The sequence below is a fragment of the Alteromonas confluentis genome (genome assembly GCF_001757105.1).
GTDB lineage: Bacteria > Pseudomonadota > Gammaproteobacteria > Enterobacterales > Alteromonadaceae > Alteromonas > Alteromonas confluentis.
In genome coordinates this window covers 112,826-135,976 of record NZ_MDHN01000029.1, presented here as the reverse complement: position 1 = coordinate 135,976, position 23,151 = coordinate 112,826, and the positions used below count along the sequence as shown (strand labels likewise).

The following is a 23,151-nucleotide window of genomic DNA, read 5'->3' as shown; positions in this document are numbered from 1 at the left end:
TATTTCTGTTAAATGTTAATCGCGATCAACACCTTTAGGGCAGAATGTGGCAAGATGCCGCTATTGGCTGTACAACGTTATGATGCGAGGAACGCAAAATGGCTGTGGCTTTACCTCCTAAACCAGTCTGGAATCAGTTAATCAAATCAGGTTGCCGTGTATTCGTCGGTGGCAACGCGTCGGTGCCTTATGCACTCATCCAGGACCTGATCGATCACAGTACAGGTTTTAGCGATATCGAAATGGTCCATATGCTGGCGCTGGGCGATACCCGCTGGGCCAGTGAAAAACACCGCCAGCTGTTTAAAGTGAACACCTTTTTCATCGGCGGCGAAGAAGTTCGCCGGGCGGTAGATGAAGGCCGGGCAGACTATACCCCTTGTTTCCTGTCTGAAATGTCGGGCCTGTTCAGTGACGGCACCTTGCCGTTGGATGCAGCGCTGGTGAATGTCAGTCCGCCAGATGAATATGGTTACTGTTCGCTGGGCGCGTCGGTAGATATCTGTATGTCGGCAGTGCGTAACGCCGATGTGGTCATCGCGCAGATTAATGACATGGTGCCCCGTACCTCTGGGCATTCCTATATTCATATCAGTGAAATTACCGCTTGTATCCAAAGTGATCAGGAATTGGTAGAAGTGGCGCCGCCGCCCATCGACAGCATTACAGAGCGGATTGGCCAGTATGTGGCCATGCTAGTAGAAGATGGCTCAACCTTGCAGTTCGGTATTGGTAAAATCCCCAGTGCGACGCTCAAGTATTTGCTGCATCATAAAGATTTGGGTATTCACAGTGAAATGCTAACCGACAGCATTATTGAAGTTATCGAGTCTGGCGCGATTACCAACCGTAAGAAAACCTTCCACCCGGGTAAGCTTGTCACCAGTTTTGCGATTGGTACCCGTCGTCTGTATGACTACATTGATAAAAACCCCCACATTGAGTTTTATCCCAGCAGTTACGTGAACAAGCCAACGAACATTGCCAAGAACGATACCATGGTAGCGATTAATAGTGCGTTGGAAGTCGATTTAACCGGCCAGGTGGTGGCGGATTCATTGGGGCATGACTTTTACAGTGGTATTGGCGGTCAGGTGGATTTTGTCAGTGGCGCGTCGATGAGCAAAGGTGGGAAAGCGATTATTGCTTTACCCTCTACTGCCAAGGGCGAAACGGTATCTCGTATCAAGCCTTGTATCTCCGAAGGGGCGGGCGTAGTGACCAGCCGCGGAAACGTGCAATACGTGGTAACCGAATACGGTGTAGCGGCGCTACGAGGTAAGAGTATTCGCGAGCGAGCACTGGAACTTATTCGTGTTGCCCATCCAAAATTTCGCGGCCAGTTGCTCGAAGAAGTTCGCAAGAACTATTGGGTGCCTCATTATCAGGAAAAGTACCCCACAGATATCGCAGAGCTTGGCGCGATTCAGCTGCAAAAGCTGGTGATTCAGGGGGATACCTATTATTTGCGACCGCTCAACCCGGCCGATGAACGTCGGTTACAAGAATTTTTCTATTCTCATACGAAAGAAACCCTGCGCTTGCGTTACAACTACGATCCGAAGCAAATGTCCCGGGAGAAGTCGTGTAATTTGGTGAGTGTTGATCAGCGTACCGATGCGGCGCTGTGCATCGTTCGTCAGGAAGGTTCGCGGATCATGATTCATGCGGTAGGGCGTTTTTATTTTAATCCAGCAGATAACTCCTGTGAGGCGGCTTTTGTCACACGGGAAAATCAGCAGGGTAAAGGCATGGCGAAGCTACTGCTGTCACGTCTTATTGATATAGCCCGCGCCCGCAAAATGCGCAGGATGCTGGCCTATGTGCGAGCCGAAAACAAAGCCATGATTGCGATATTTGAAAACGCCGGATTCAAGCGCTTGTTTTCCAGCGACCCAAGTGATGTGGAGCTTGAATTGAAGCTAGAGGAGGAAGCGTGACAGTAAGGATATTTCGCGGCAAAGACTGCATTCATCATGATGTAGGGCATGACCATCCGGAATCGCCAGACCGCCTGTACGCCATCGATGATCAGCTATTGTCATCGGGATTAGAAATGACTTGTGAACATGCCGATGTGAAACCCTGCAAACGGGAATACCTGGCCTTGGCTCACGATCCGTACTATGTAGACAGTGTATTTGAACGCGCCCCGAAAACCGGCCTGGTGTGGGTAGAAGACGACACCGGTATGACCCCAATTACCTTAAGTGCGGCGTTGTACTCGGCAGGGGCAGGAGTCGATGCGGTGGACTGGGTAATGGCAGGGGAAGACCGACAGGCATTTTGTGCAGTGCGTCCGCCGGGTCACCATGCCGAATATGCGTCAGCACAAGGGTTTTGTTTCTTTAACAACGTTGTTGTAGCAGCACGCTATGCCTTGCACCATCACGGGTTAAACCGGGTGGCGATTGTGGATTTTGATGTGCACCACGGCAATGGTACGGAAAACATCATTGCAGGTGATGAACGCATTATGATGTTCTCGTCGTTTCAACATCCGTTTTATCCCCACAGCGGTTCGCCCGTGTCAGCCAGTAATATTCAGGGTGTGCCACTGGACGCGGGTTGTACCGGTGAGGTATTTCGCGAAAAAGTGAATTACTGGTTTGATGCACTACGAAATTACAAGCCAGAACTGATCCTGATTTCTGCAGGCTTCGATGCCCACGCTGAAGATCCCATGGCCCACCTGCGATTACGGGAAGATGACTACAAGTGGATTTCCGCAGAACTACGCAAAGTGGCAGATGAGGTGTGTCATGGTCGCATAGTCAGTACGTTGGAAGGCGGCTACAACCAAAGCGCACTAGCCCGTTCTGTCGTTGCTCACATTAAAGGCCTGCAAGGCGACACCCTGGAACGCGGCGGGGCATGAGCCGTATATCTCTGGCTGATTCGGGAGACGCATAGCTATTCGCAAACGCGGCGGGGCGTGATTTTCCGGCTTTGTGAGGGGCGCGGGTTTGCTACCGAACCCGCTTACCCTCTTGCACCGGAAAAAACTGAGTGGGTTGATGCCGTGTTTACGATCGAATATGGGTCTCCCCGCTCAGCCAGAACGCCGCCTCACGCACCCGACGTGGGGCAGTAACAGCCTTCACCATCGGCGTTAATCATTGCGCCCTGATAGTTATCTTGTTTTACCCAATTGGCAATGGTGGCCACCAAGTCATCACCGGTATAACACCCCAGTCCTGTGGCGTATGCGCCAAGATAGCGAAGCTGATTTTCTGCATCGAGTACCGCAAGGGCTGGGAAGGATGGCACGATGTCGGCGAGCGATGGATGTTCGGACAAATTCACTACGCTCAGTGAGTAGCCTTGTTCCTTTAGCAATTCCGATAAATCATACTGATGTTGGCGACTCAACGAATTGCAGAAACAAGGGCTATCGGTTTGTAAATGGACTAAGGAGCCCGGACGAATACCGGCTTCGTTTAAGTAGGCTACAAAACGGGTGTCAAAGTCGCGCTCAGAAGATGCCGCAGTCAATGATAGCTGCGGATCGAACTCGGATGTTTGATTGCCGCCGTAAATCCAGAGCCCTGTCATTACAGAGCAAAGCCAGACGGCAACCACTAGCCATCCGGCTTTCTTTTTCATCATACGGTGAATTTCATCACGGCTTGCTGCATGTCTTTGCAAAGATTGGTTAACTGCACCACTTGCTGCTCAAGACGGGCGGCGGTTGATGCTTCTTCTTGGGAGAGTTCGTGCATTTTTGCCGTGCTCGCCGCAATAGACTGTGATGCAGCTTCCTGCTCGACTGCGGAGCTAGCAATTTCAGCCATATTGTCAGACGCTGCGGTTATCTGAGATTCAATCTCGGTCATCGCTGCGCTGGCGGAAGATGAGTTCTCTACGGCATTATCCACCAGCGTAATACAGCTTTGCATTTGCTCAACAGAACTTGCGGTACTTACTACCAGTTTCTCGGTAATCGCGGTAATCTCGTCAGCGCTTTCTTTTGAGCGAATTGCCAACGTACGTACCTCATCTGCCACCACGGCAAAACCTCTACCGTGCTCACCTGCACGGGCAGATTCAATAGCCGCATTTAGTGCCAGTAGATTAGTTTGTTCTGCCACGGCAGTGATGGAACGCATTGCGTCAGAAATATTCGCACAACGTTCATTAAGTTCAGCGTTGGTTTGCGCCGCTTTGGTTAACATGCTTTTCAAAGAGGCAATTGAACCCGCCGTTGCATCGATAGCCGCTTTGGACTCGCTGGTGAGTGAGGATGCTTGGCTCGTTTTATCGTTGGCAAGCTGGGTTCTTTCCGAAGTAAGCTGCATCGACGCGGCGATTTCTTCTGATGCAGAAGATACGCTGCTTACTTCGTTCGCTGCCTGTGCGCTGGTATTACTCAACTCAGAAGTGGCCCCCTGAATTTGCTGGCTGGCGGAAGCAACTTCGTTAGTCAGTCTATTAGCATCCACGGCAAGGGTTTTCATTTGCGATAATAAGTTTGCAAATTGTTTGGTGCCTTCGCTGTGGGCTACGTCAACGGTGAGGTCGATGCGCCCCTTTTGTGCCAACACTCTATCAACGGTATTGCTTAAAGCAAATGCGTTCATACCCTCATCACAAGAGCGCTTGGCCACAAACATTAACGCTGCGCACTCTGACACAGCGAACAAGGCATGCATGATAAGAATAGGAAAGCTCAGATGACCGTCTTCGAAGATAGTCACTCCAAACCCCTGGGATTGAAGAATAAAGAACCCAACGTGATGGATGGCCACCACGGCAGTAGAAACGCCAATAACAATCCAATCGCGAAATACCACCAACATGGCCAGTAATGCGAATATTTCGAAGTGCCATTCAATCAGCCCGTAGGCCTGATTAATATGCAGCGCAGTCATTAGCTGCACCGCAATACCGATACAAATACGACTCAACGCGGAATCGGGTTGAGTAAAACTAAGAAACATCGGCAATGCAACGGTGGGAACGCCAATAATAAAAGCCGGAAGTAGCTCACCAGTATAAAAACCAATTGCGATTGCCAGTACAAGCTGTACAGGTAGAACAAGACGGAATAATTTTTGACCATCCTGAATCCAAGGAAATTGCATACTGAACCCTCTAGGTGACAAGGCTACATTGAGTATAGGTCAACTTTCGTATTTCTAAACTCAGCCCTTAATTTAGAGAAGTATAGATATGAAATTAATTTAACGGTATGACACTTTTGTCTAAAAAGTGCTCTATGTCGCAAATGTCACGAAATCATCATAGCCACTTTTTCCACAGCATAGCGATAAGCATGATAATAGTCAGAAAAAGCATGCCAGCTATTAGAATGGTAAAGGCTTGGGGAGAGTTGGTACCTGGTAATCCTCCCACATTCATGCCAAATAAACCGGTTAGAAACGATAGCGGCAGGAAAATCGCCGTTACCATAGAGAGCACATACATGCGCATACCTTGCTGATCGGCAATGCGGTTACGGAGCTCGTCTTGCAACAGAACCGCCCGCTCCCGCGCGAGATCTAAATCTTCGACATAGCGGGTAATGCGGTCAGACTGTTCCCCTAAAAAGAACACCTGGTCTTCATTCAAAAAACTGCTAAAACGTAGCAAGGCGTCTAGGGCATCCCGTTGGGGGGCAAGAAATCGACGAATTGCGGCAGACTGCCTGCGAAGATTAGAGAGCACCTTTCGGTCGGCCTTATCTAATTGATAATCCTCCTCGAAATCGAGTAGCGCATCGTTAATTTCTTCCAGTGTTTCGTGAATGACATCGGCAAGACGCAATACCAAATCGAGTAAAAGTGCTTTAGGTGATTCTGGCGGGGCGCCAGAGGTAACGTCGTCCTGTAACGCCAATACCGACATTAATTGACGGCCTTTTCGTCTGGCTGTGATGATCAGCTTATCGGTGCACCAAATCCTCAGAGAAACCATGTCTTCCGGATCGGCTTCCGGGTTTTTGTTTATTCCGCGAAGAAACACCAATACGCCATCGTCCATCTGCATCGCTCGTGGGCGCGTGACCTGCGCGCACAATGCGTCAGACACGCTGCCTGCAATTGAGAGTGATTGCAGCAGTTGCTCTGAGTCTTCGGCGTCACTTTGCATATGAATCCAGATATATTCCCCCGCTTTGCATGGGTAATTCAGTTCCTGTTGCGTGAGCGAACGGGCCTCACCGGACTGATTAATGACATAGGCAGAGAGAAAGGCGTTATCGGACATCGTGTGCAGGCTCCTTGGCATGACTGGACAAGTTGATTGGCTTCGGGAATTCCGTGCCTGTTACTGAGACTATGATACAGTACGCCCATTCAGGCCACACCTATAGGGCTACTATGCGAAAATTCACTCGATTTTTTATTCTGTTACCGCTGTTTATGTTGTTGCTGACTACGCAAGCACACGCTTTTACGTTCAGGTTATCTCAGAAAGATCTAAACCAGGTTGTGGGCATGACGTTCCCGCAGACCCAGTATTATGAAGGGATGAAGGTTGTTTTCAGTAATCCATATTTGACACTTTCGGCAAACAACAAGGTGGCCGTAGACGTGAATATTCTCGGTTCACGGGACGGTCAGCAAATGGAGGCCAAGGCGACGCTGAGTGGCCTGCTTCGTTATGATGGTTCTAACGGCGAATTGCAGATAGAACGGCCAATGCTGAATGATTTTAAGGTGCTGAACAGTACGCTGCAAAATGACAAGGACATTGTACGTTGGGCTGAACAGCTGAAAGGGCAGTCGGCACCCATTATTCTGTTAGTGAACTTTAAAGATCTGAATCTTTCGATTTTAGGAAATCAATTACCCAGTGATATGCGCGTAGAAGCGGGTCAACTGGTTATCGTATTTTAGGTGTAGCATGTCGAGAATTTGTTTTTTGTCTATGGATGTTGAAGACGCGGAAGGATTCTTTGTGTATGACGACATGCTGATCCCGGATTTCAATGCCTCAGGCTATGAAGTAGAAACGGTCTCCTGGCGCAGTACCACGGTGAACTGGAATGATTTTGACCATGTGATTGTGCGCAGTCCATGGGACTATCAGCAGGCGCCCGAGGCTTTCATTGCTTGCCTCGAAGCCATCGATGCATCGTCAGCAACGCTGCATAATCCGCTTTCATTGATGAAATGGAATATTGAGAAAACGTACCTGAGAGAGCTTGCGGAGAATGATGTACCCATTGTGCCAACAGTGTGGGCTGATACGTATTCAGCAACTTGGTTTGAAGCACAATTCGCGGCTTTAAGGTGTGATGAAGTAGTGATTAAGCCAGCGCTCAGTGCCAATTCCGATGACACATTCAGAATTCATCAATCGCAGGCCGGCGAGTTTCACGCGAAGCTGAGTGAGTTGTTTAAAGATCGGTTATTGATGGTACAGCCCTTTTTGAGCAGCGTGATCACTGAAGGTGAGTATTCACTTTTCTATTTTGGCGGCGAGTATAGCCACACGTTACTCAAACAACCTAAAGCCGGTGATTTCCGAGTACAGGAAGAGCATGGTGGGCGACTTTCTGCGTACACACCCACTGCAGATATGCTTACCGCTTGTGAGGCGGCGTTAGGTGCAATGCCCACGGATTATCTTTATGCCAGGGTCGATTTGATTCGGGTTAATGGGTATTGGGCAATCATGGAGTTAGAGCTGATAGAGCCTTCGCTTTACTTCAATATTGACCCGACATCACCCAAACGTTTTGTCGATGTATTTGTGTCTCGCTTTGGCAAAGGGCACTAGTAGAAGTATGAAAATATAAAGCAACGCGTCCTGCGTTGCTTTAAATTCAGTATTAGTCACGGATACGGCTTTCTTTTTCCCGCTTCACCGTATCACGCTGTTGCACTTGTGAACGTTGCGGATAGCTGCGTACATTTTGATTCTGCGCTGCCGGCCGCTCTCGCTGTACGGCTGGTTTAGCCTGATAGTTATTTTTCACCACATCCTGCCGGGGCTTATAGGCTTCTCGCTTTTGTTCGGCGCTCCGGGCATATTCACGCTGGCTTTGTGTTGGCGTGGTTACGCGGCGTTCCTGATGAATATTACGGTTGTCACTCTTATCAATCGACGGACGAACGTAAGATTTTTTCTCAATATGGGTTTCACGTTGCGGCTTAGACGACAGGCCTCCCCGGGATGCTGCGGCATGGTGATTCGACACCGGAGAATAATCCACCCGGCGTTTCACATTGTGAGTTTGGTTCACATAACGTTTGCCTGGCGTGCGTACCACATTGTCTGAATAGCGAACCCGACGGTGGTTGGTATTGTGTTGCCACGGCTGATAATCTCGGCTGTAACTGCGCTTGATGTCGTTGCCGTAATAGAATCGTTTCACCGGGCGATGGGTTACAACGACGTGTCGGTCATGCCAACTGATACCACCGAAATAAAAATGGGTGGAAAGACGAATACTTGGGCTCCAGTAAAAACCGGCAGTGAAGCGGTAATGGCTAGGTTGATGCCAGTAAACAGGCGCAACCGGATGCCACCATTTGCCATAGACCACTCGCGTATCATAGTAAGGCACATACACAACTTCTTTGCGCACAGGTGCGATAACAATAGTCTCTCTATCTCGCTCGATACGCTGATATTCGTTGTCATCCAGGGTGCCTGCATTCAGCGCATGCTGGCGTAAAACCTGAACCCGCGCCAGCACCCGGCCCTGGCTAACCAGTACGTTGTCGCCCAATGCCTGTAACCAATCTAAATCTCCGCTGAGGGTCTGCAGAATATCGGTAAATGGCACAATGGCTTTTACGCTTGGGTCCCAGTCGACGTCTTCGATTTCCCGCTCCACGTCTTCCGCATCCAGGTGGCTATGCTGCTGACGCCAACGATCAGCGGCAATCACTTCAAGGGGGTAGGTCGATGCAATCAGAATATGCGTCAGTATGGTGTCGGGATACAAGGCGATAGGCGCCAACAGACTGTCTAATTCAGCGTCAGTGTAGCTGTCAGCCTGGGATTGCGAGGCATAACTGTCTTGTTTGGCCATGGCTGGCAAAGACACCATCGCCCCCGTGGAGAGCGATAAAATCACTGCAAGGGTTAACCGTTTCATAAAAACTCCTGAATTCTGCGTAGGGTGCAGAATAGTGTGAAGATAGGAAACGTTATAACCGGCGGGAAATTAACCTAAGCTGAACCAACATCAAATGCTGCGTTCAGCTTCTGTGATACTAGTCGAACAGGTGAGGGTCGAAAACGTGACCAAGTTTTTCGGTTTTGGTTTTCAAATAGTTTTTATTGTCTTTGGTCATGCCGTGGTCGATGGGCGTTCTGGATACAATTTCGATTCCAAGGTCATCCAGCGCTTTCAGCTTACGGGGGTTGTTGGTCATTAACTCAACCTTGGTTACTTTCAGCGTTTCCAGCATCAGCTTACAAATATCATAGCTGCGTAGATCTGCATCAAAACCAAGGTGTTCGTTAGCTTCTACGGTGTCCATGCCACTGTCTTGCAAATTATAAGCGCGGATTTTGTTGAGTAACCCAATGCCTCGGCCTTCCTGACGCAAATACAAAATAACGCCAAATCCATGGTCGACCACGTTCTGCATGGCTTTCTCAAGCTGATAACCGCAATCGCAACGGGTGCTGAAAAGCGCGTCGCCGGTAAGGCACTCAGAATGAATACGGATCGGCACCACATCGCCCTCGTTCCAGGTACCATAGGAAAGCGCCACGTGTTCCTGGCCACTGAGTTCCACAAAGCCATGGATGCGGAAATCGCCCATTCTGGTAGGAAGTTTGGCGGAGCTGATATATTCGTATTTTGGTTGCTTACTGGTCATTGCACTTCTATGCCTGCTTGATAATCCACGCTAATGTGGGGTCGGGCGGGCATTTTACAAGATTTTGAGTGTGATATTATAGCAATTCATCATGAATTATGTCGTCTTGTTCGTTCGATAAAGACGATTAATACCAAATTAGCTATTTAGCTTGCAGCCACTGCCAGAGAAAATCTGCTGTATTGTTAATGCCCCCAGCCGATTCCAGCCAAATAGAATCGCACAACCATTCTATGCACAGCAGCATTCTTACTTCCTCTGCGATGATAACAACCTGTACGCGGTCGGCGCCCCATTCGGGCTCCTGAGCTTCAGCACCTAACGCACTAACCAGCAGTGTAATGAACTGGCTGGTTCGTCCGGGCGTTTGGGGTAGAGGAAAGTCCAGCACAATGGTTTCATCTACTCGACGTGCGGACTGCCTGATTTGGTTTACGTCTAACTGCTGCACGACAACATGCCTCCTTGATTGGCTTCTCCGGGTTTAGCGTATTTATGGTTATCCCAGCATGTGTCAAAGGGCGACGTTACTGCCTGAAGTAATGCTTCGCACTCGCTAAAATCACCAGCCTGCGCTTGCTCAATGGCGTGTTGTAACAAATGGGTGCGTGGAACAACCACAGGATTCAAATTGAGCAGCGTGTCCTGGGATACTGAATTATCTCGATGTTGTTGGTACTGTTGCCACCAACTATCAAACTGCTGCCGGTCAATAAAATTGTCACGCAAGGAAGATTTGTTCTCTGCATAGTTTGTAAGTGCTAACTTTCGAAATGAAGACGTGTAATCAGCATGCTCTTTTTCAATTAGTTCAAGCCACTGGTTCACGACATCTTGCGTTCCCGGTGCATCTGCAGGAAGGCCCATACGTGCCGCCATTACATGTTGGAATTGACCAATAAACGTAGTCTCGTATTTCATTAGTGCAGCGCGAATGTCATCAACGGAACAATAATCACTGAAACAGTGCGCCAATACATTCAGGTTCCATAAGCCAATGCTTGGCTGTTGGTTGAAGGCATAGCGGCCCTGATGGTCAGAATGATTAAACACCGCATTGCTCTTGAATGATTCCATAAACGCATAAGGACCATAATCGAAGGTAATGCCGTGAATTGACATGTTGTCGGTGTTCATGACGCCATGGACAAAGCCGTGATTTTGCCAAAGGGCGATGAGACGAGCGGTGCGAAGCACAATAGTATTAAGCAGCGCCAGGTGCGGATTTTCTGCGTCTAAGCATTCAGGGAAATGGTTGGCCAATGTGTACTGAAACAGCGCGTCCAGCTTATCTTTTTCACCGTTATGATAATAAAACTCGAAGTGTCCAAAGCGAATATGACTGGGGCTGGTTCGAATCATCATTGCGCCGGGTTCGGGCTGTTCACGAAAGACAGTTTCATCGCTACTGAACAGACACAAACTTCGGGATGAGGCAATGCCAAGCGCATGCAAGGCTTCACTGCCAAGGTATTCACGAATTGTGGAACGTAATACGGCGCGTCCATCAGCACCCCGTGAATAAGGCGTTTGGCCTGCGCCCTTGAGGTGAAGGTCAAAAGAATGCCCGTTCTTGTCAGTGGCTTCACCTAACAGTAACCCTCGTCCATCACCGAGATACGGGTTCCATTGTCCAAACTGATGACCACCGTATTTCTGTGCTACGGCGCCAGCGCTCAATACTGAAGCCGGGCAGGACAATTGCTCGGTTATGTGATTTTGCTGCCACCAGGATTCTGGCAGTCTAAGGGAAGTCGCAAGTGCATGGTTTACTAACTGAAGACGCTGACCAGACAACACCTGCGGTGCAACGGGGGATGCCAGGGCCGACAGATTTTCTGCATAGCGATGAGTAAGCGGCATAATGACCACCAGATTGACAAACAGGTGGGCAGTGTAAGAAATCCGGCGTCAGTGTGCCAGTGTTCTCAGGTGATTGATGACATTCACATGGCCCTTCCGTATTCACATCCGTGTTGTTAATGAAATTTAATATTCACAACGCTAAACTGTCGGAGTAGACATTGCGTAACGATAATTACTGATTCTTATTTTGCAGGAAGTTTGCACGTGTTAACGATTCATCATTTAAATAACTCACGTTCGCAGCGCATTTTGTGGCTGTTGGAAGAACTGGGTGTGGAGTATCACCTGGAAAAATATCAGCGTGATGCGAAAACTGGCCTTGCCCCTGCTGAAATGAAAGCCGTACATCCGCTTGGTCGTTCACCTGTGTTAACCACAGATATCACGACGCTGGCTGAATCTGGCGCAATTATCGAATACATTGTCCGACATCACGGTAAAGACAGCTTTGCAAAGCCGTCGAATGAGCAAAGTCTGCAACAGTATGATTTTTGGATGCACTTCTCAGAAGGCTCATTAATGCCAGCGAAGGTAGCATTAATGGTGTTTTCAAAAGCAGAAGAGAAAGTGCCGGGGCTTATTCGCCCTATGGTTCGCAAACTTTTAGGTGAAATTGCCAATGCCTATTATCGGCCTAATCTGAAGCAGAGTTTGAAGTACACCGAAAGCCATTTGCAGAACCATGCCTGGTTTGCCGGAAGCGAGCCCACCGGGGCCGATGTGCAAATGATTTTCCCTCTGGAAGCGATGGTGGCTACTGGGAAGGCGACTGATTACCCGGCTATCAAAGCTTATGTGGAGAAGGTACATCAACGCCCGGCTTACCAACGCGCATTAGAAAATGGCGGTAAGTACGACTACGCCTGATCTTTGTTGCCGCTTGGCGGCGCATTAATCATTTAGCGTGCTGTCGAGGTAATCTTTAATTAACTGCAGGAAAGCCTCGCCATAGCGCTCAAGCTTCGTTTTACCCACTCCGCTAACATCCAGGAAATTGTTAACCGTAGTGGGCGTTTTTGCAGCCATATCGGCCAGTGTCGCATCACTAAAGATAACGTAAGGCGGCACGCTGTGTTCTTCTGCCAGCGCTTTTCGAAGGTGTTTTAAACGTTTGAAGAGGGCCTTATCGTAAATTGCAGGTGTTTTGCTAACCCGTGTATCAGGTTTAAAGCTCAAACGCGGCACAGCAAGCTCCAGTGCCACTTCGCCTTTCAATACCTGACGGGCATTTTCATTCAGTCTTAACATGGCTCCGGCGGTAAGGTCGACTCTCACCAGCCCTTTGTGGATGAGCTGATTAATCATGCTATGCCAGTATCCGTCGGGCTTTTCCTTTCCAATGCCATAGGTACTTAAATTTTGATGACCGGCTTCCATGATGCGCTTCAATGCTTTGCCACGAAGCACATCAATAAGGTATTGCGAGCCGGCTTGTTGTTCGAGACGTAAAATACACGACAGAATTTTCTGCCCAATCACCAGGCCATCTATAAGTTTGGGCGGGTCGATGCAGATATCGCAGTTACCGCAGGCGGTATCACTGTATTGAGAGAAATAGTTAAGTAATACCTGACGGCGGCAGGTTTGCGCTTCAGCAAACGCTTCCATAGAGGCAAATTTCTGCAACTCTACGTTTAACCTGTCGGTGGCTTCGCCTTGTTCAATCCACTGCCGTACTCGCGCGGCATCTTTCTCATCGTAAAGCAGCATCGCTTCAGATTCGAGACCATCACGACCGGCGCGCCCCGTTTCCTGGTAGTAGTTTTCAATACTGCGGGGTACATCGTGATGCACAACAAAGCGTACGTTTGATTTATTGATACCCATGCCGAAAGCGACCGTGGCAATAACCACATCGACCTGATCGTTGAGAAAGCGACGCTGTACGTATTCTCGCTCATCGGCGTCCATTCCAGCGTGATAGGCAGCACAGCTGATACCTTCTCTGTGTAAGCGGGCGTGTAAATCGTCTACCTTGGCACGGCTGTTACAATAAATAATGCCGCTGCCATCTTGCTGTTTAACGTAGTCACGTACTTGGTCAAAGGCTTTGTACTTCGCCATTACCCGGTAGCGAATATTTGGTCGATCGAAACTACCCTTATAAACAAAGGGGTCGTTGAGATTCAATTGCACCAGAATATCTGCCTGGGTGGCGGCATCTGCGGTGGCGGTGAGGCCGATAACAGGAATATTCGGAAAACGCTGTTTTAGTAAGCCCAGTGCGCGATAATCCTGGCGGAAATCATGACCCCAGTGCGAAACACAGTGGGCTTCATCCACGGCAAACAACGCGACAGTTTGGGCTTGCAGAAAAGACATGAGCCAAGGAGTGAGCAATTTTTCAGGCGATACGTATAAGAGCTGCAAGTTGCCACTGGTGATACGCGCAAGAACGGACTGCTGTTGTTCCTGATCCTGGGTGGAGTTGATGTAAGCGGCGCTCACACCCACTTCCCGTAGCTGTTCAACCTGGTCTTGCATGAGTGAAATTAGCGGTGATACCACCACTGCCACCCCTTGCCTGACAAGCGCCGGAATTTGATAACACAGAGATTTACCGCCACCCGTGGGCAACAGCACCAACGCATCCTGCCCATTTACCACGGCATCGATAACAGCTTGTTGGCCATCTCTGAATTTATCGTAGCCGAAAACTTTCGACAGTACCTCTAAAGGCGTCGACGGCAGTTCAGGCGTTATATTTTCGGCGGTTGGGGAGTCGGAAATTGTCATCGGCGGGGATTTTACGTGTTTTCTCGCAAGTGTTCACGGCATTTGCGGTACAGTTTACTTTATGTTGTTGTGTTGCCGCGAAAAAAAGCTAACATCAGCAGCACAGAATGTTGGAGGAATGAAATATGGCCGAACCGTTACCGGATCTCATTGAGGAGTTGGTTTCTGACGCTCAGAACGAAGATCCCGCTGCCGTATTAACAACGCTTGCCAGCGAAGATGATGTATCTATTGCTACGGTGCTGGAATCATTACCGGTAGAGCTGCGTATTTCAACCTGGGAAGGGTTACCGCGCGATCGCAAAATCGACGTGCTGGTGGAGATGCGTAGTGATCCCCGGGAAATTTTGATAGATGCGACGCCGGATACAGAATGGGCGCTGATGTTTGCGGACATCGAGGCGGAGTCGCTTCTGGAGCTAATGGATTCGCTACCGTCGCGACTCATGGACCTGGCTTTCAAAGCCCTGGATGAACAGCAACAAGCGTTCTTTCGCGAAGCGACGCAGTTTACTGATAGCGAGATTGGTCACTGGATTTCTCACGAGCAACTGGCACTGCCCATTAACGCAAAAGTACGTGATGCCCTGCGCCTGATTCGCCGTAATGTGCCTAGTCACTCTGACACGATTTTTCTGACAAACCGCTCTGGTCAGTTCTCTGCTGCGGTGAAGCTGACTAAAGTGTTCGGTGCGCCTGAGCACGTTCCGCTGGTGGAACTCACCATCGAGAACATGCCGGTACTGAAGGTGACCGATGACACTACCGTTGCTTCATTGCAGTTACAACGCTCGGGCTTCGCGTCGCTGCCTGTGGTAGACGACAACAATAAGCTCATGGGGCGCTTAGATGTGACCTCTGCCAGTGAGTTGGTTAATGAGAACTACGAACGGCAAGTCATGGCGTCTGCGGGTATGGATGAAGACGAGGATTTATTCTCGCCCGTTGCTAAAAGTGCCCGAAACCGTGCCCTGTGGCTAGGCATTAACTTGCTAACCGCATTTTTGGCTTCCTGGTTTATTGGCATGTTTGAGGGAACGTTGCAGCAGGTCGTTGCGCTGGCGGTACTGATGCCGGTGGTGGCTAGCATGGGCGGTATCGCCGGTAGCCAAACGCTCACACTGATTGTGCGGGGGCTGGCACTGGGCCAGGTAACCAAAGCTAACTTCCGGGCGCTCATGATGAAAGAGCTTAAGGTGGGCGGCCTCAACGGTGTTATTTGGGCGATTATTATTGGTATTGTTGCGTCAGTATGGTTCTCCAGCGCTGCCCTGGGTATCGTGATTTGCCTGGCTATTCTGGTGAACATTGTATCAGCGGCCCTTGCCGGGGTGTTTCTGCCGGTGTTGCTGGACAAACTTAAAATCGACCCCGCACTGAGCGGCTCTGTAATCCTCACAACCGTGACAGACATCGTTGGCTTTGTCGCATTTCTCGGTTTGGGAACGCTTTTTCTGCTGTAATCTGCCTGCTATCTCAAAGGACTTGCGTTAGATTAAACATATCATCAACAATGCAGGTCCTTTTTTCGTTTCCTTGGAATTCCATTGAGTCAGTCTTCCGTCTCCCAGGCCACCAAAGTCGGCGTTATATGCGCCATTGCCGCTTACACGATGTGGGGCGTTGCACCTGTGTATTTTAAGCAGCTGCAGGTCTTACCGGCTATGGATATACTGATGCACCGGATAGTCTGGTCTGCAGTACTGTTGTTTGGGCTCATTTTTGCGCTGAAACAATGGCCGAAAGTCTCTGCTGCACTACGCAGCCCCACCGTCATGAAAGTCCTGTTCTGCGCTGGTCTGCTATTAGGTGCGAACTGGCTGCTTTTCATCTGGGCAATTAATAATGATCACTTGTTGGAAGCCAGTTTAGGCTATTACATCAACCCCTTGATTAACGTGTTCTTTGGCCGCTTGTTCCTGGGAGAAGTATTGCGGCCAATGCAAAAAGTAGCGGTAGGATTGGCACTCACTGGGGTAGGGATCCTGATTTTCACTTTTGGTCATTTACCCTGGATAGCGTTGGTGCTGGCTATTACTTTCAGTATTTACGGTTTACTGCGTAAGAAAGTGGCGGTGGATTCTTTGCCGGGGTTGTTTATTGAAACCACGCTACTGTTGCCATTTGCACTGATTTACTGGGTGGGTTTCGCCAGTGAACAAAGTGATTTATTTGCCAATGAATGGTCTTTGAATGCCTTAATTGTGGCTGCAGGTTTAGTGACTACGGCCCCCTTACTGTGTTTTACAGCGGCGGCCCGTCGCATCATGTATTCCACACTCGGCTTTTTTCAGTACATTGGACCGTCGATCATGTTTGTGCTGGCCTTGTTCGTGTACAACGAGCCGTTTGAGATGTCCAGATTGATTACCTTCGGCTTTGTCTGGTTAGCGCTGGTGGTGTTCAGTACTGATTCATTGCGCGCGTATCGTCAGCAACAGCGCAAACTTCAGATAGAGCGTGCGCAAACCTGATTTCGCCCGCTCGACTTCGCCTTATAAAGGAGTTTGTCGGCTTCGGTAAGCAAGGTTTCAATATTCTCCCCATGAGTAAATACCAATCCGATACTGCTGGTAATGCTAAGCAACTTATCTTTGTAAAGAACAGGGGTTTCTGACACCAGAAGACGAAAATCTTCAACACGCTTTTGCGCTTCTTGTGCCGACTGGAAAGGCAGATATACACAAAATTCTTCGCCGCCGAAACGTGCCACTGGCACATCACTAAAGAGTGATGCGATAAGTTCGGCAACGGTTTTCAAGACCGCATCGCCGGCATCGTGGCCGTAGGTATCGTTCACCGATTTAAAGTGGTCAAGGTCGATAAGTGCTAATGCCTGATTGTCAGCTTGCTGTCGATACTGGGTGGCAATAGTGAAAAAGAAATGACGCCGGTTTGGTAAGCCAGTGAGATAATCAGAATTGGCTACCCTACGCAGGGTTTCTACATTCTCCAGCAATTCCAGGTTCTGCATGACCCGGCACAAGAATTCTTCATGGCAAAAGGGACTACGTAAAAAGTCATTGGCGCCGCTTTTCAAAAACGTAGCTGGCAGAAGGCCTGTTCGGTCTTCCGCGATACCAATAATCGCCATTTCTTCCTTGGAATACGCCCGGCGAAGTTCTGCGATAAAATGAATGCCTTCGTTTCCATCTATGGAGTAATCGACAAGCATCAGCTGAATATGCGGATTGTCCGATAAATACGCCATAGCCTCGTCTTGCCCATTGGCTGAATAAACGAGAAAGTTGTGACGTCGCAGCAGCGATACCATGGCGGTGCGACTTTTACGCTTATCATCGACAACCAACACACCAATCGATTTGTTTTTATCCAACCGGGCAAGCAGGCGGCTTAAATAGTCATAAATTTGATGATTATCTTTTACCAGATAATCAACAATTTCACGGCCGAGAATGGCTTTGCGGGTTTCAGCATCGGCTCGATCTGTCACCACAATGGTGGGCATGAACGCAGAAATCGTAAAGTCGATTGCCTCGCCATGTGGTGCATCGGGCAGGCTGTAAGCGACTACAGCACAGAGGTATTCTTCTGGGGTAGACAGAGAAAAGCGTACCTGGGCTTCAGTGAGGGAACTCACTCCAACAGGGATTAAGCCAGCCTTTCGCACTAGCTTTGACACCAATTGAAGGCCCTTCTGGCTACTTTCAATCACCAGCACTTTTGTTTGCATTTCCGACCCCAACGAGGCTAAACCTGTAACTCTGTAAACTATAGACGTATCTGAAGATTATCGGCTTAAGTTGGCTGAAGTTTAGCGTAGGCCAGCACTAGCCATTTACTGCCGAATTCATCAAAGTTTACCTGTACCCGGGCGTGGTCGCCAGAACCCTCGTAATTTAGCACAATGCCTTCACCGAACTTGCGGTGAGTCACCCGCTGTCCTAACTGGAAGCCGGTTTGTTCGAAGCTTTCGTGTGATGTGGCACGAGAAAAGCGATTATGCACCGGACGTGATACCGTCGATTTAAGCCGCACTTCTTCTACGCATTCAGCGGGAATTTCACGAATAAAACGGGAAGCCGTATGGTATTTATCCTGACCATAAAGGCGACGACTTTCTGCATAAGTGATAAACAGCTTCTTCATGGCTCGTGTCATACCTACGTACGCAAGTCGACGCTCTTCTTCCATACGGCCGGGTTCGTCGTTGGTCATTTGGCTTGGGAACATGCCTTCTTCCACCCCGGCCATAAATACCAGGGGGAACTCCAACCCTTTCGCTGTATGGATGGTCATCATTTGCACCGCGTCTTGATCGGAATCGGCCTGGGTTTCTCCTGCTTCAAGAGAAGCGTGGGCAAGAAAGGCACTGAGCGGCGTCATTTCATCGGCCTCTTCTGGCACGACAAACTGCTTACAGGCAGTAACCAGTTCCTCAAGGTTTTCTAATCTTGCCTGGGCTTTTTCCCCTTTTTCAGCCTGGTACATGGCATAAAGCCCAGACTGACGGATGGCTTTATCTGCCTGTTCTTCCAGTGGCTGGCCTTCGGTAGCCTGTTCAAGCTCTGTGATCAGTAAAATAAAACTCTGCAGTGCATTGGCTGCGCGGCCTTTTAATGCGCCCTCAGCGATTAATAAATTACTCGCCTGCCACAGTGAACAGTTGTGCGCCCGCGCTGTTTCCCGAATGTTGGACAGGGTTTTTTCTCCCATACCTCGACTTGGTGTATTCACCACGCGCTCGTAAGCGGCATCGTCGTGTGGATGGTTAATCATGCGCAGGTAACCAAGAGCGTCTTTAATTTCCTGACGTTCGAAGAATCGTAAGCCACCATAAATACGGTACGCCAAACCCTCATGAAGTAGGGCTTCTTCCAGAACCCGCGACTGGGCATTGTTACGATACAAAATGGCCGATTCAGTCAGCGGATGACCTTGCTGCAACCAGGATTTAATTTGCGAGACGATGAAACGGGCTTCATCAAGCTCATTAAAACCGGCATACACCGACACCAGCTCTCCTTCAGCGCCGTCAGTCCAGAGCTCTTTACCCAGGCGGCCGGTATTATTGTCGATAACGGCGTTAGCGGCTTTGAGTATGGTACTGGTAGACCGATAGTTCTGCTCTAACCGGATAGTTTCTGGCTTGGGGAAGTCTTTTAGAAATTTATGAATGTTATCGACGTTAGCACCACGCCAACCGTAAATTGACTGGTCGTCATCACCCACGATCATGATAGTGTTATCGCCAGTGCTACACAGCATGCGCAGCCAGGCGTACTGGATATTGTTGGTGTCTTGGAATTCGTCGACCAGTACAGCGCGGAACCGCTTCTGATAGTGAGCGAGGATCTCTGGATTGCGAGCCCATAATTCGTGGGCACGCAGTAGTAACTCTGCAAAGTCCACTAATCCTGAACGATCACACGACTCCTGATAGGCTGCGTAGATGTCGCGCATTTTTTGTTGGGTATGGTCGTTGTGCGTATCGATATGCTGCGGGCGTAAGCCTTCATCTTTATTGCCGTTGATATACCACTGCACTTGTCTTGGCGGCCAATGCTTTTCGTCCAGGTTCATGGCTTTGAGGATACGTCGGATTAGGCGGTACTGATCGTCTGAGTCGAGGATCTGAAAGTTCTCCGGTAATCCGGCTTCGGCGTGATGCGCGCGCAGCAATCGGTGAGCTAAACCGTGAAACGTGCCCATCCACATGGTATGCATGCTACGTTTCATCAAACTTTCAATGCGGCCACGCATTTCTTTGGCCGCTTTGTTAGTGAACGTTACCGCCAATATTGAGAAGGGCGCAATGTTTTCTACTTCCATCAGCCAGGCGATTCGATGAACCAATACTCTGGTTTTACCACTTCCCGCGCCGGCTAACACTAACATGTTGGTTTGAGGGGCAGCTACGGCTTCACGTTGTTTATCGTTGAGGTCGTCGAGAAGTAAAGATACATCCATCAGGCAAATCACCGCTGAGTTGATTAGTAAAACTGCCTGATTATGCCAGACCCCGCTGTGAATTTATACAGTAACTAAAAGGAATAGTTATTCTCGAAACACCTCGACAGCAAGATTAAATATCAGTAACTTTGACTAAAGTATAAGTGAACGGAAAATAACCAGTCTGGTACAGTCTTACAAATACTGTTTGTTAATTCATCAATGCGGTGTGCAATTATGGTTAGCAGTATTTTTAGGGCTTTAGCGATAAACGTTGAATTTGCTGAATTGAAATGCTGACCTCGGATGGCCGAACTGTTATGGATTACAACGTTAGGAATGAAACCGTAGATTTCGATAACCTCATCATTGAGATCTACGATGCAGCACTTACCCGGAAGTGGGGAAGAGTGCTTGCCACATGCAACCAGGTTTTTCAGGCAGATAAAACCTTCCTGTTGCTCAGAGACCTCGTCAACGAACGGGAAGTCGCCCTTCGCATTAAAGTGCAGGAAGAAGCAGCCCATGACCCTGAAGCACTTGCTTCGCTCTCCTCTCTTTCTGTTTTTAAGCCTTTGTTTCTAAAACTTCACGAAGGCGATATTTTCGATACCAGCGAGAAGGTGTTTCGTGATCAGAAAGATGCGCCTACTTTCATCGAGCAAATCTTGTCTCCGTTGAACGCTGAAAAAATGCTTGGGGCGCTATTAATGCGGGATGCCCGCTATGAAGCTTATCTGGGCGTGTGCAGAGCAGAGCAAAACGACGACTTTTCTACTTTCGAGCACGTAGCGTTTAAGCGATTAGTGCCTCATTTTATTCGTGCTGCCCGTTTCTTCCGTGACGAAGAAGTCTTTAGGCAACAGCGCCACTTAGCGCAAGGTTTGTACGATCATATCAAAACGGCGTTTGTAGTCTGTAATAGCAAGCTAGAAGTACAGGCTTACAATGTTCAGGCCGAATCCTATTTCACGGAAAGCGGCGTGCTTGCAGTGAAAAATCGTAAACTCGCATTCAGCGCGTCGTCGCAGCAGAGTCGTTTTAGCGATAAAGTCAGCGAGTGCCTTCGTGAAGCTGGGCTGGGAGTGGGGTCGGAAAAAGTATTTGTGATCGATGACCATGTGGACAAAATCGAAATTTTCCACATTCACAAGCTGGGCTCTCAGGCTGAAGGCGAGCGTAGAGAGGCGATGGTGGTGGTGAATATTCAATCTCGAATTAAACCCGACTGGAAAAACGTGCAATCTTGCTATGCACTAAATAAGAAAGAAGTATTGATAGCACGCATGCTCTATAAAGACACCCCATACAGCGATATCTCGGTGGCCGTCAATCTGCCTGAAAGTGAAGTGAAAGAGCATGTACACCGTATTCTAAAAGCAGTAAACGTTCGCAATGAGGAAGCGCTTATTGGCAAGTTGTCGATGTTCGCAACTTCTTCTCTTTCTGGCGTAGAATAAGTGGCTGAAAAACTGCACTAACCGGTGAATATTTGCGTAACAAGCCTAATGGTTTCGCATTGTTTTAATTTCCGGAGTGTACTTTGACTCACCGTAAGCACTATTCGCCAGAAGCGGAAAAGCTCTCAGATTTTTCTTTAGGTGCCTGGTGGCAAATTGCAAAGCGTACTTATGTTCGCCAGAACTCCCATGATCTTTCGCTGGTTTCCGCAGGCGTAGCATTTTATTTTCTACTCGCCGTATTTCCTCTACTTACGGCGGTCATTTCACTGTACGGACTTTTGGTTACGCCTGAACAATTGCACAGTCACATGGCCCATCTTATTGACGTTGTGCCAACGGATAGTCGCTATATCATTGAAGAACAACTTACCAAACTGACCGGAAACTCAGATACGACCCTCAGTTGGGGAGTAATGCTGAGCCTGCTCATTACCACCTGGAGTAGCTCAAAGGGAGCGAATGCGCTAATCACGGCTTGTAACATCACGTACAACGAGAAAGAAGGGCGTCCATTTTTATGGGGATTGGTTGCGCGCATGGTGTTAACCGTTGGCATCATTGCTTTTGTTATTGTGGCGTTGCTGTGTATCTCAGTTTTGCCAGAAGTGCTGAGTTATATTGCAGGTGCTGCATTAAGTGAAAAAGCGGCGATGTGGCTCACCTGGCCAGTTATGATTTTGCTATTTAATGTCGCGTTGGCGGCGCTATATCGTTATGGCCCACATCGTCGTCCAGCTAAATGGCGTTGGGTGACAGCAGGGTCACTGTTTGCGTCCATCTTCTGGGTCGTAGCGTCTTATGCGTTTTCTATGTATCTGAACGCCTTTGCCTCGTACAGTAAAACCTACGGGTCGCTGGGTGGCATTGTTATTCTGCTGATGTGGTTTTATCTAAGCGCCTATATCATTTTATTGGGGGCAGAGCTGAATTCAGCTACGGAATATCAAACTGACCAGGACAGTACAGCAGGGGAAGACAAACCGAAGGGGAAGCGTGGCGCTTATGTTGCCGACCATTCTCCGGGGGACGGTAGCAACTGAAACTGTATAAAAGCCGTAAATTAAAATGGCCGGATGAGCCGGCCATTTGAAAGAGTCAGAAATTGATATGTGCTGACTCGAAAATCCTACAGATTAATTGAAGTAGCGATCTACTTCTTTTTCTGCTTCATCACGGCTTTTGCCGTAATTTTTCTGAATCTTACCTACCAACTCTTCGCGACGACCATCAATCTTATCAAGATCATCATTAGTGAGTTTACCCCACTGCTGTTGGATTTTACCTTTCATTTCTTTCCAGTTACCTTCAATACGATCGCTGTTCATAGCAGTCTCCTCGTGTTGTTAACTTGTTTCGCCGCGTTGTGCGACTGAATGTTTCAGAATGAG

The 23,151-nt window shown here is 48.8% G+C and carries 20 protein-coding genes; 9 read left to right on the top strand and 11 right to left on the bottom strand.

Features of this window, described 5'->3' with window-relative positions; translation table 11 throughout:
• The first annotated feature begins 98 nt into the window (after positions 1-98).
• Complete coding sequence (locus BFC18_RS12330) at positions 99-1,940, top strand: GNAT family N-acetyltransferase (protein WP_070125860.1); 1,842 nt, start codon at positions 99-101, stop codon at positions 1,938-1,940.
• Complete coding sequence (locus tag BFC18_RS12325) at positions 1,937-2,878, top strand: histone deacetylase family protein (RefSeq protein WP_070125859.1); 942 nt, start codon at positions 1,937-1,939, stop codon at positions 2,876-2,878. The genes BFC18_RS12330 and BFC18_RS12325 overlap by 4 nt, the downstream gene beginning before the upstream one ends.
• Before the next feature lie 191 nt (positions 2,879-3,069).
• Here the strand turns inward: BFC18_RS12325 and BFC18_RS12320 are convergent, their stop codons facing one another.
• The 3 genes from BFC18_RS12320 to BFC18_RS12310 all read right to left on the bottom strand — a co-directional run bounded on the left by BFC18_RS12320 (position 3,070) and on the right by BFC18_RS12310 (position 6,207).
• The gene (locus BFC18_RS12320) at positions 3,070-3,609 is read right to left on the bottom strand and encodes a DUF6436 domain-containing protein (protein ID WP_083273054.1); all 540 of its coding nucleotides are present in this window, start codon (positions 3,607-3,609) and stop codon (positions 3,070-3,072) included.
• Entirely contained in the window at positions 3,606-5,084 is a 1,479-nt protein-coding gene (locus BFC18_RS12315) for a methyl-accepting chemotaxis protein (protein ID WP_070125858.1), read from the bottom strand. The genes BFC18_RS12320 and BFC18_RS12315 overlap by 4 nt, the downstream gene beginning before the upstream one ends.
• A gap of 157 nt (positions 5,085-5,241) precedes the next feature.
• The gene (locus BFC18_RS12310; protein ID WP_139139009.1) at positions 5,242-6,207 is read right to left on the bottom strand and encodes a zinc transporter ZntB; all 966 of its coding nucleotides are present in this window, start codon (positions 6,205-6,207) and stop codon (positions 5,242-5,244) included.
• Positions 6,208-6,320: 113 nt separating this feature from the next.
• Here BFC18_RS12310 and BFC18_RS12305 point away from each other — a divergent pair, with 113 nt between their 5' ends.
• A complete protein-coding gene (locus tag BFC18_RS12305) occupies positions 6,321-6,839 on the top strand; it encodes a hypothetical protein (RefSeq protein ID WP_070125856.1) in 519 nt (172 codons plus the stop codon).
• A gap of 7 nt (positions 6,840-6,846) precedes the next feature.
• On the top strand, positions 6,847-7,725 hold the full coding sequence (locus BFC18_RS12300; protein ID WP_070125855.1) for an ATP-grasp domain-containing protein: 879 nt from the start codon (positions 6,847-6,849) through the stop codon (positions 7,723-7,725).
• Between the two features lie 52 nt (positions 7,726-7,777).
• Here BFC18_RS12300 and BFC18_RS12295 read toward each other — a convergent pair whose 3' ends face one another.
• The 4 genes from BFC18_RS12295 to BFC18_RS12280 all read right to left on the bottom strand — a co-directional run bounded on the left by BFC18_RS12295 (position 7,778) and on the right by BFC18_RS12280 (position 11,648).
• Entirely contained in the window at positions 7,778-9,052 is a 1,275-nt protein-coding gene (locus BFC18_RS12295) for a DUF3300 domain-containing protein (RefSeq protein WP_070125854.1), read from the bottom strand.
• 118 nt (positions 9,053-9,170) lie between these two features.
• Positions 9,171-9,785: a GTP cyclohydrolase II gene (ribA, locus tag BFC18_RS12290; protein ID WP_070125853.1), complete on the bottom strand. Its 615-nt coding sequence runs from the start codon at positions 9,783-9,785 to the stop codon at positions 9,171-9,173.
• A gap of 142 nt (positions 9,786-9,927) precedes the next feature.
• Complete coding sequence (locus tag BFC18_RS12285) at positions 9,928-10,236, bottom strand: DUF3630 family protein (RefSeq protein ID WP_070125852.1); 309 nt, start codon at positions 10,234-10,236, stop codon at positions 9,928-9,930.
• Entirely contained in the window at positions 10,224-11,648 is a 1,425-nt protein-coding gene (locus tag BFC18_RS12280) for a protein adenylyltransferase SelO (protein WP_070125851.1), read from the bottom strand. Before BFC18_RS12280 ends, BFC18_RS12285 begins: the two co-directional genes overlap by 13 nt.
• A 207-nt stretch (positions 11,649-11,855) precedes the next feature.
• Between BFC18_RS12280 and BFC18_RS12275 the strand changes: the two genes are divergently transcribed.
• Positions 11,856-12,518 carry a glutathione S-transferase family protein gene (locus BFC18_RS12275; protein WP_070125850.1) on the top strand — a complete coding sequence of 221 codons (663 nt, stop codon included), beginning with the start codon at positions 11,856-11,858 and terminating at the stop codon, positions 12,516-12,518.
• Positions 12,519-12,542: 24 nt separating this feature from the next.
• Here BFC18_RS12275 and recQ read toward each other — a convergent pair whose 3' ends face one another.
• The gene (recQ, locus tag BFC18_RS12270; RefSeq protein ID WP_070125849.1) at positions 12,543-14,387 is read right to left on the bottom strand and encodes a DNA helicase RecQ; all 1,845 of its coding nucleotides are present in this window, start codon (positions 14,385-14,387) and stop codon (positions 12,543-12,545) included.
• Positions 14,388-14,512: 125 nt separating this feature from the next.
• Here recQ and BFC18_RS12265 point away from each other — a divergent pair, with 125 nt between their 5' ends.
• Positions 14,513-15,850, top strand: coding sequence for a magnesium transporter (locus tag BFC18_RS12265; RefSeq protein WP_070125848.1), 1,338 nt, complete (start codon positions 14,513-14,515; stop codon positions 15,848-15,850).
• 84 nt (positions 15,851-15,934) lie between these two features.
• Entirely contained in the window at positions 15,935-16,861 is a 927-nt protein-coding gene (gene rarD, locus BFC18_RS12260; protein WP_083273053.1) for an EamA family transporter RarD, read from the top strand.
• On the opposite strand, the gene BFC18_RS12255 is transcribed toward rarD, so the two are convergent.
• Together BFC18_RS12255 and uvrD are read right to left on the bottom strand one after the other, a co-directional pair.
• Positions 16,837-18,081, bottom strand: coding sequence for a diguanylate cyclase (locus tag BFC18_RS12255; protein WP_070125846.1), 1,245 nt, complete (start codon positions 18,079-18,081; stop codon positions 16,837-16,839). The two genes, rarD and BFC18_RS12255, sit on opposite strands and share 25 nt — an antisense overlap.
• 65 nt (positions 18,082-18,146) lie before the next feature.
• Positions 18,147-20,318: a DNA helicase II gene (uvrD, locus tag BFC18_RS12250; protein ID WP_070125845.1), complete on the bottom strand. Its 2,172-nt coding sequence runs from the start codon at positions 20,316-20,318 to the stop codon at positions 18,147-18,149.
• A gap of 302 nt (positions 20,319-20,620) precedes the next feature.
• Here uvrD and BFC18_RS12245 point away from each other — a divergent pair, with 302 nt between their 5' ends.
• Positions 20,621-21,760, top strand: coding sequence for a hypothetical protein (locus tag BFC18_RS12245; RefSeq protein WP_139139008.1), 1,140 nt, complete (start codon positions 20,621-20,623; stop codon positions 21,758-21,760).
• Positions 21,761-21,843: 83 nt separating this feature from the next.
• Positions 21,844-22,803 carry a YihY/virulence factor BrkB family protein gene (locus BFC18_RS12240; RefSeq protein ID WP_070125843.1) on the top strand — a complete coding sequence of 320 codons (960 nt, stop codon included), beginning with the start codon at positions 21,844-21,846 and terminating at the stop codon, positions 22,801-22,803.
• Positions 22,804-22,896: 93 nt separating this feature from the next.
• Here BFC18_RS12240 and BFC18_RS12235 read toward each other — a convergent pair whose 3' ends face one another.
• Positions 22,897-23,088: a CsbD family protein gene (locus BFC18_RS12235; protein WP_070125842.1), complete on the bottom strand. Its 192-nt coding sequence runs from the start codon at positions 23,086-23,088 to the stop codon at positions 22,897-22,899.
• Positions 23,089-23,151 lie beyond the last annotated feature (63 nt).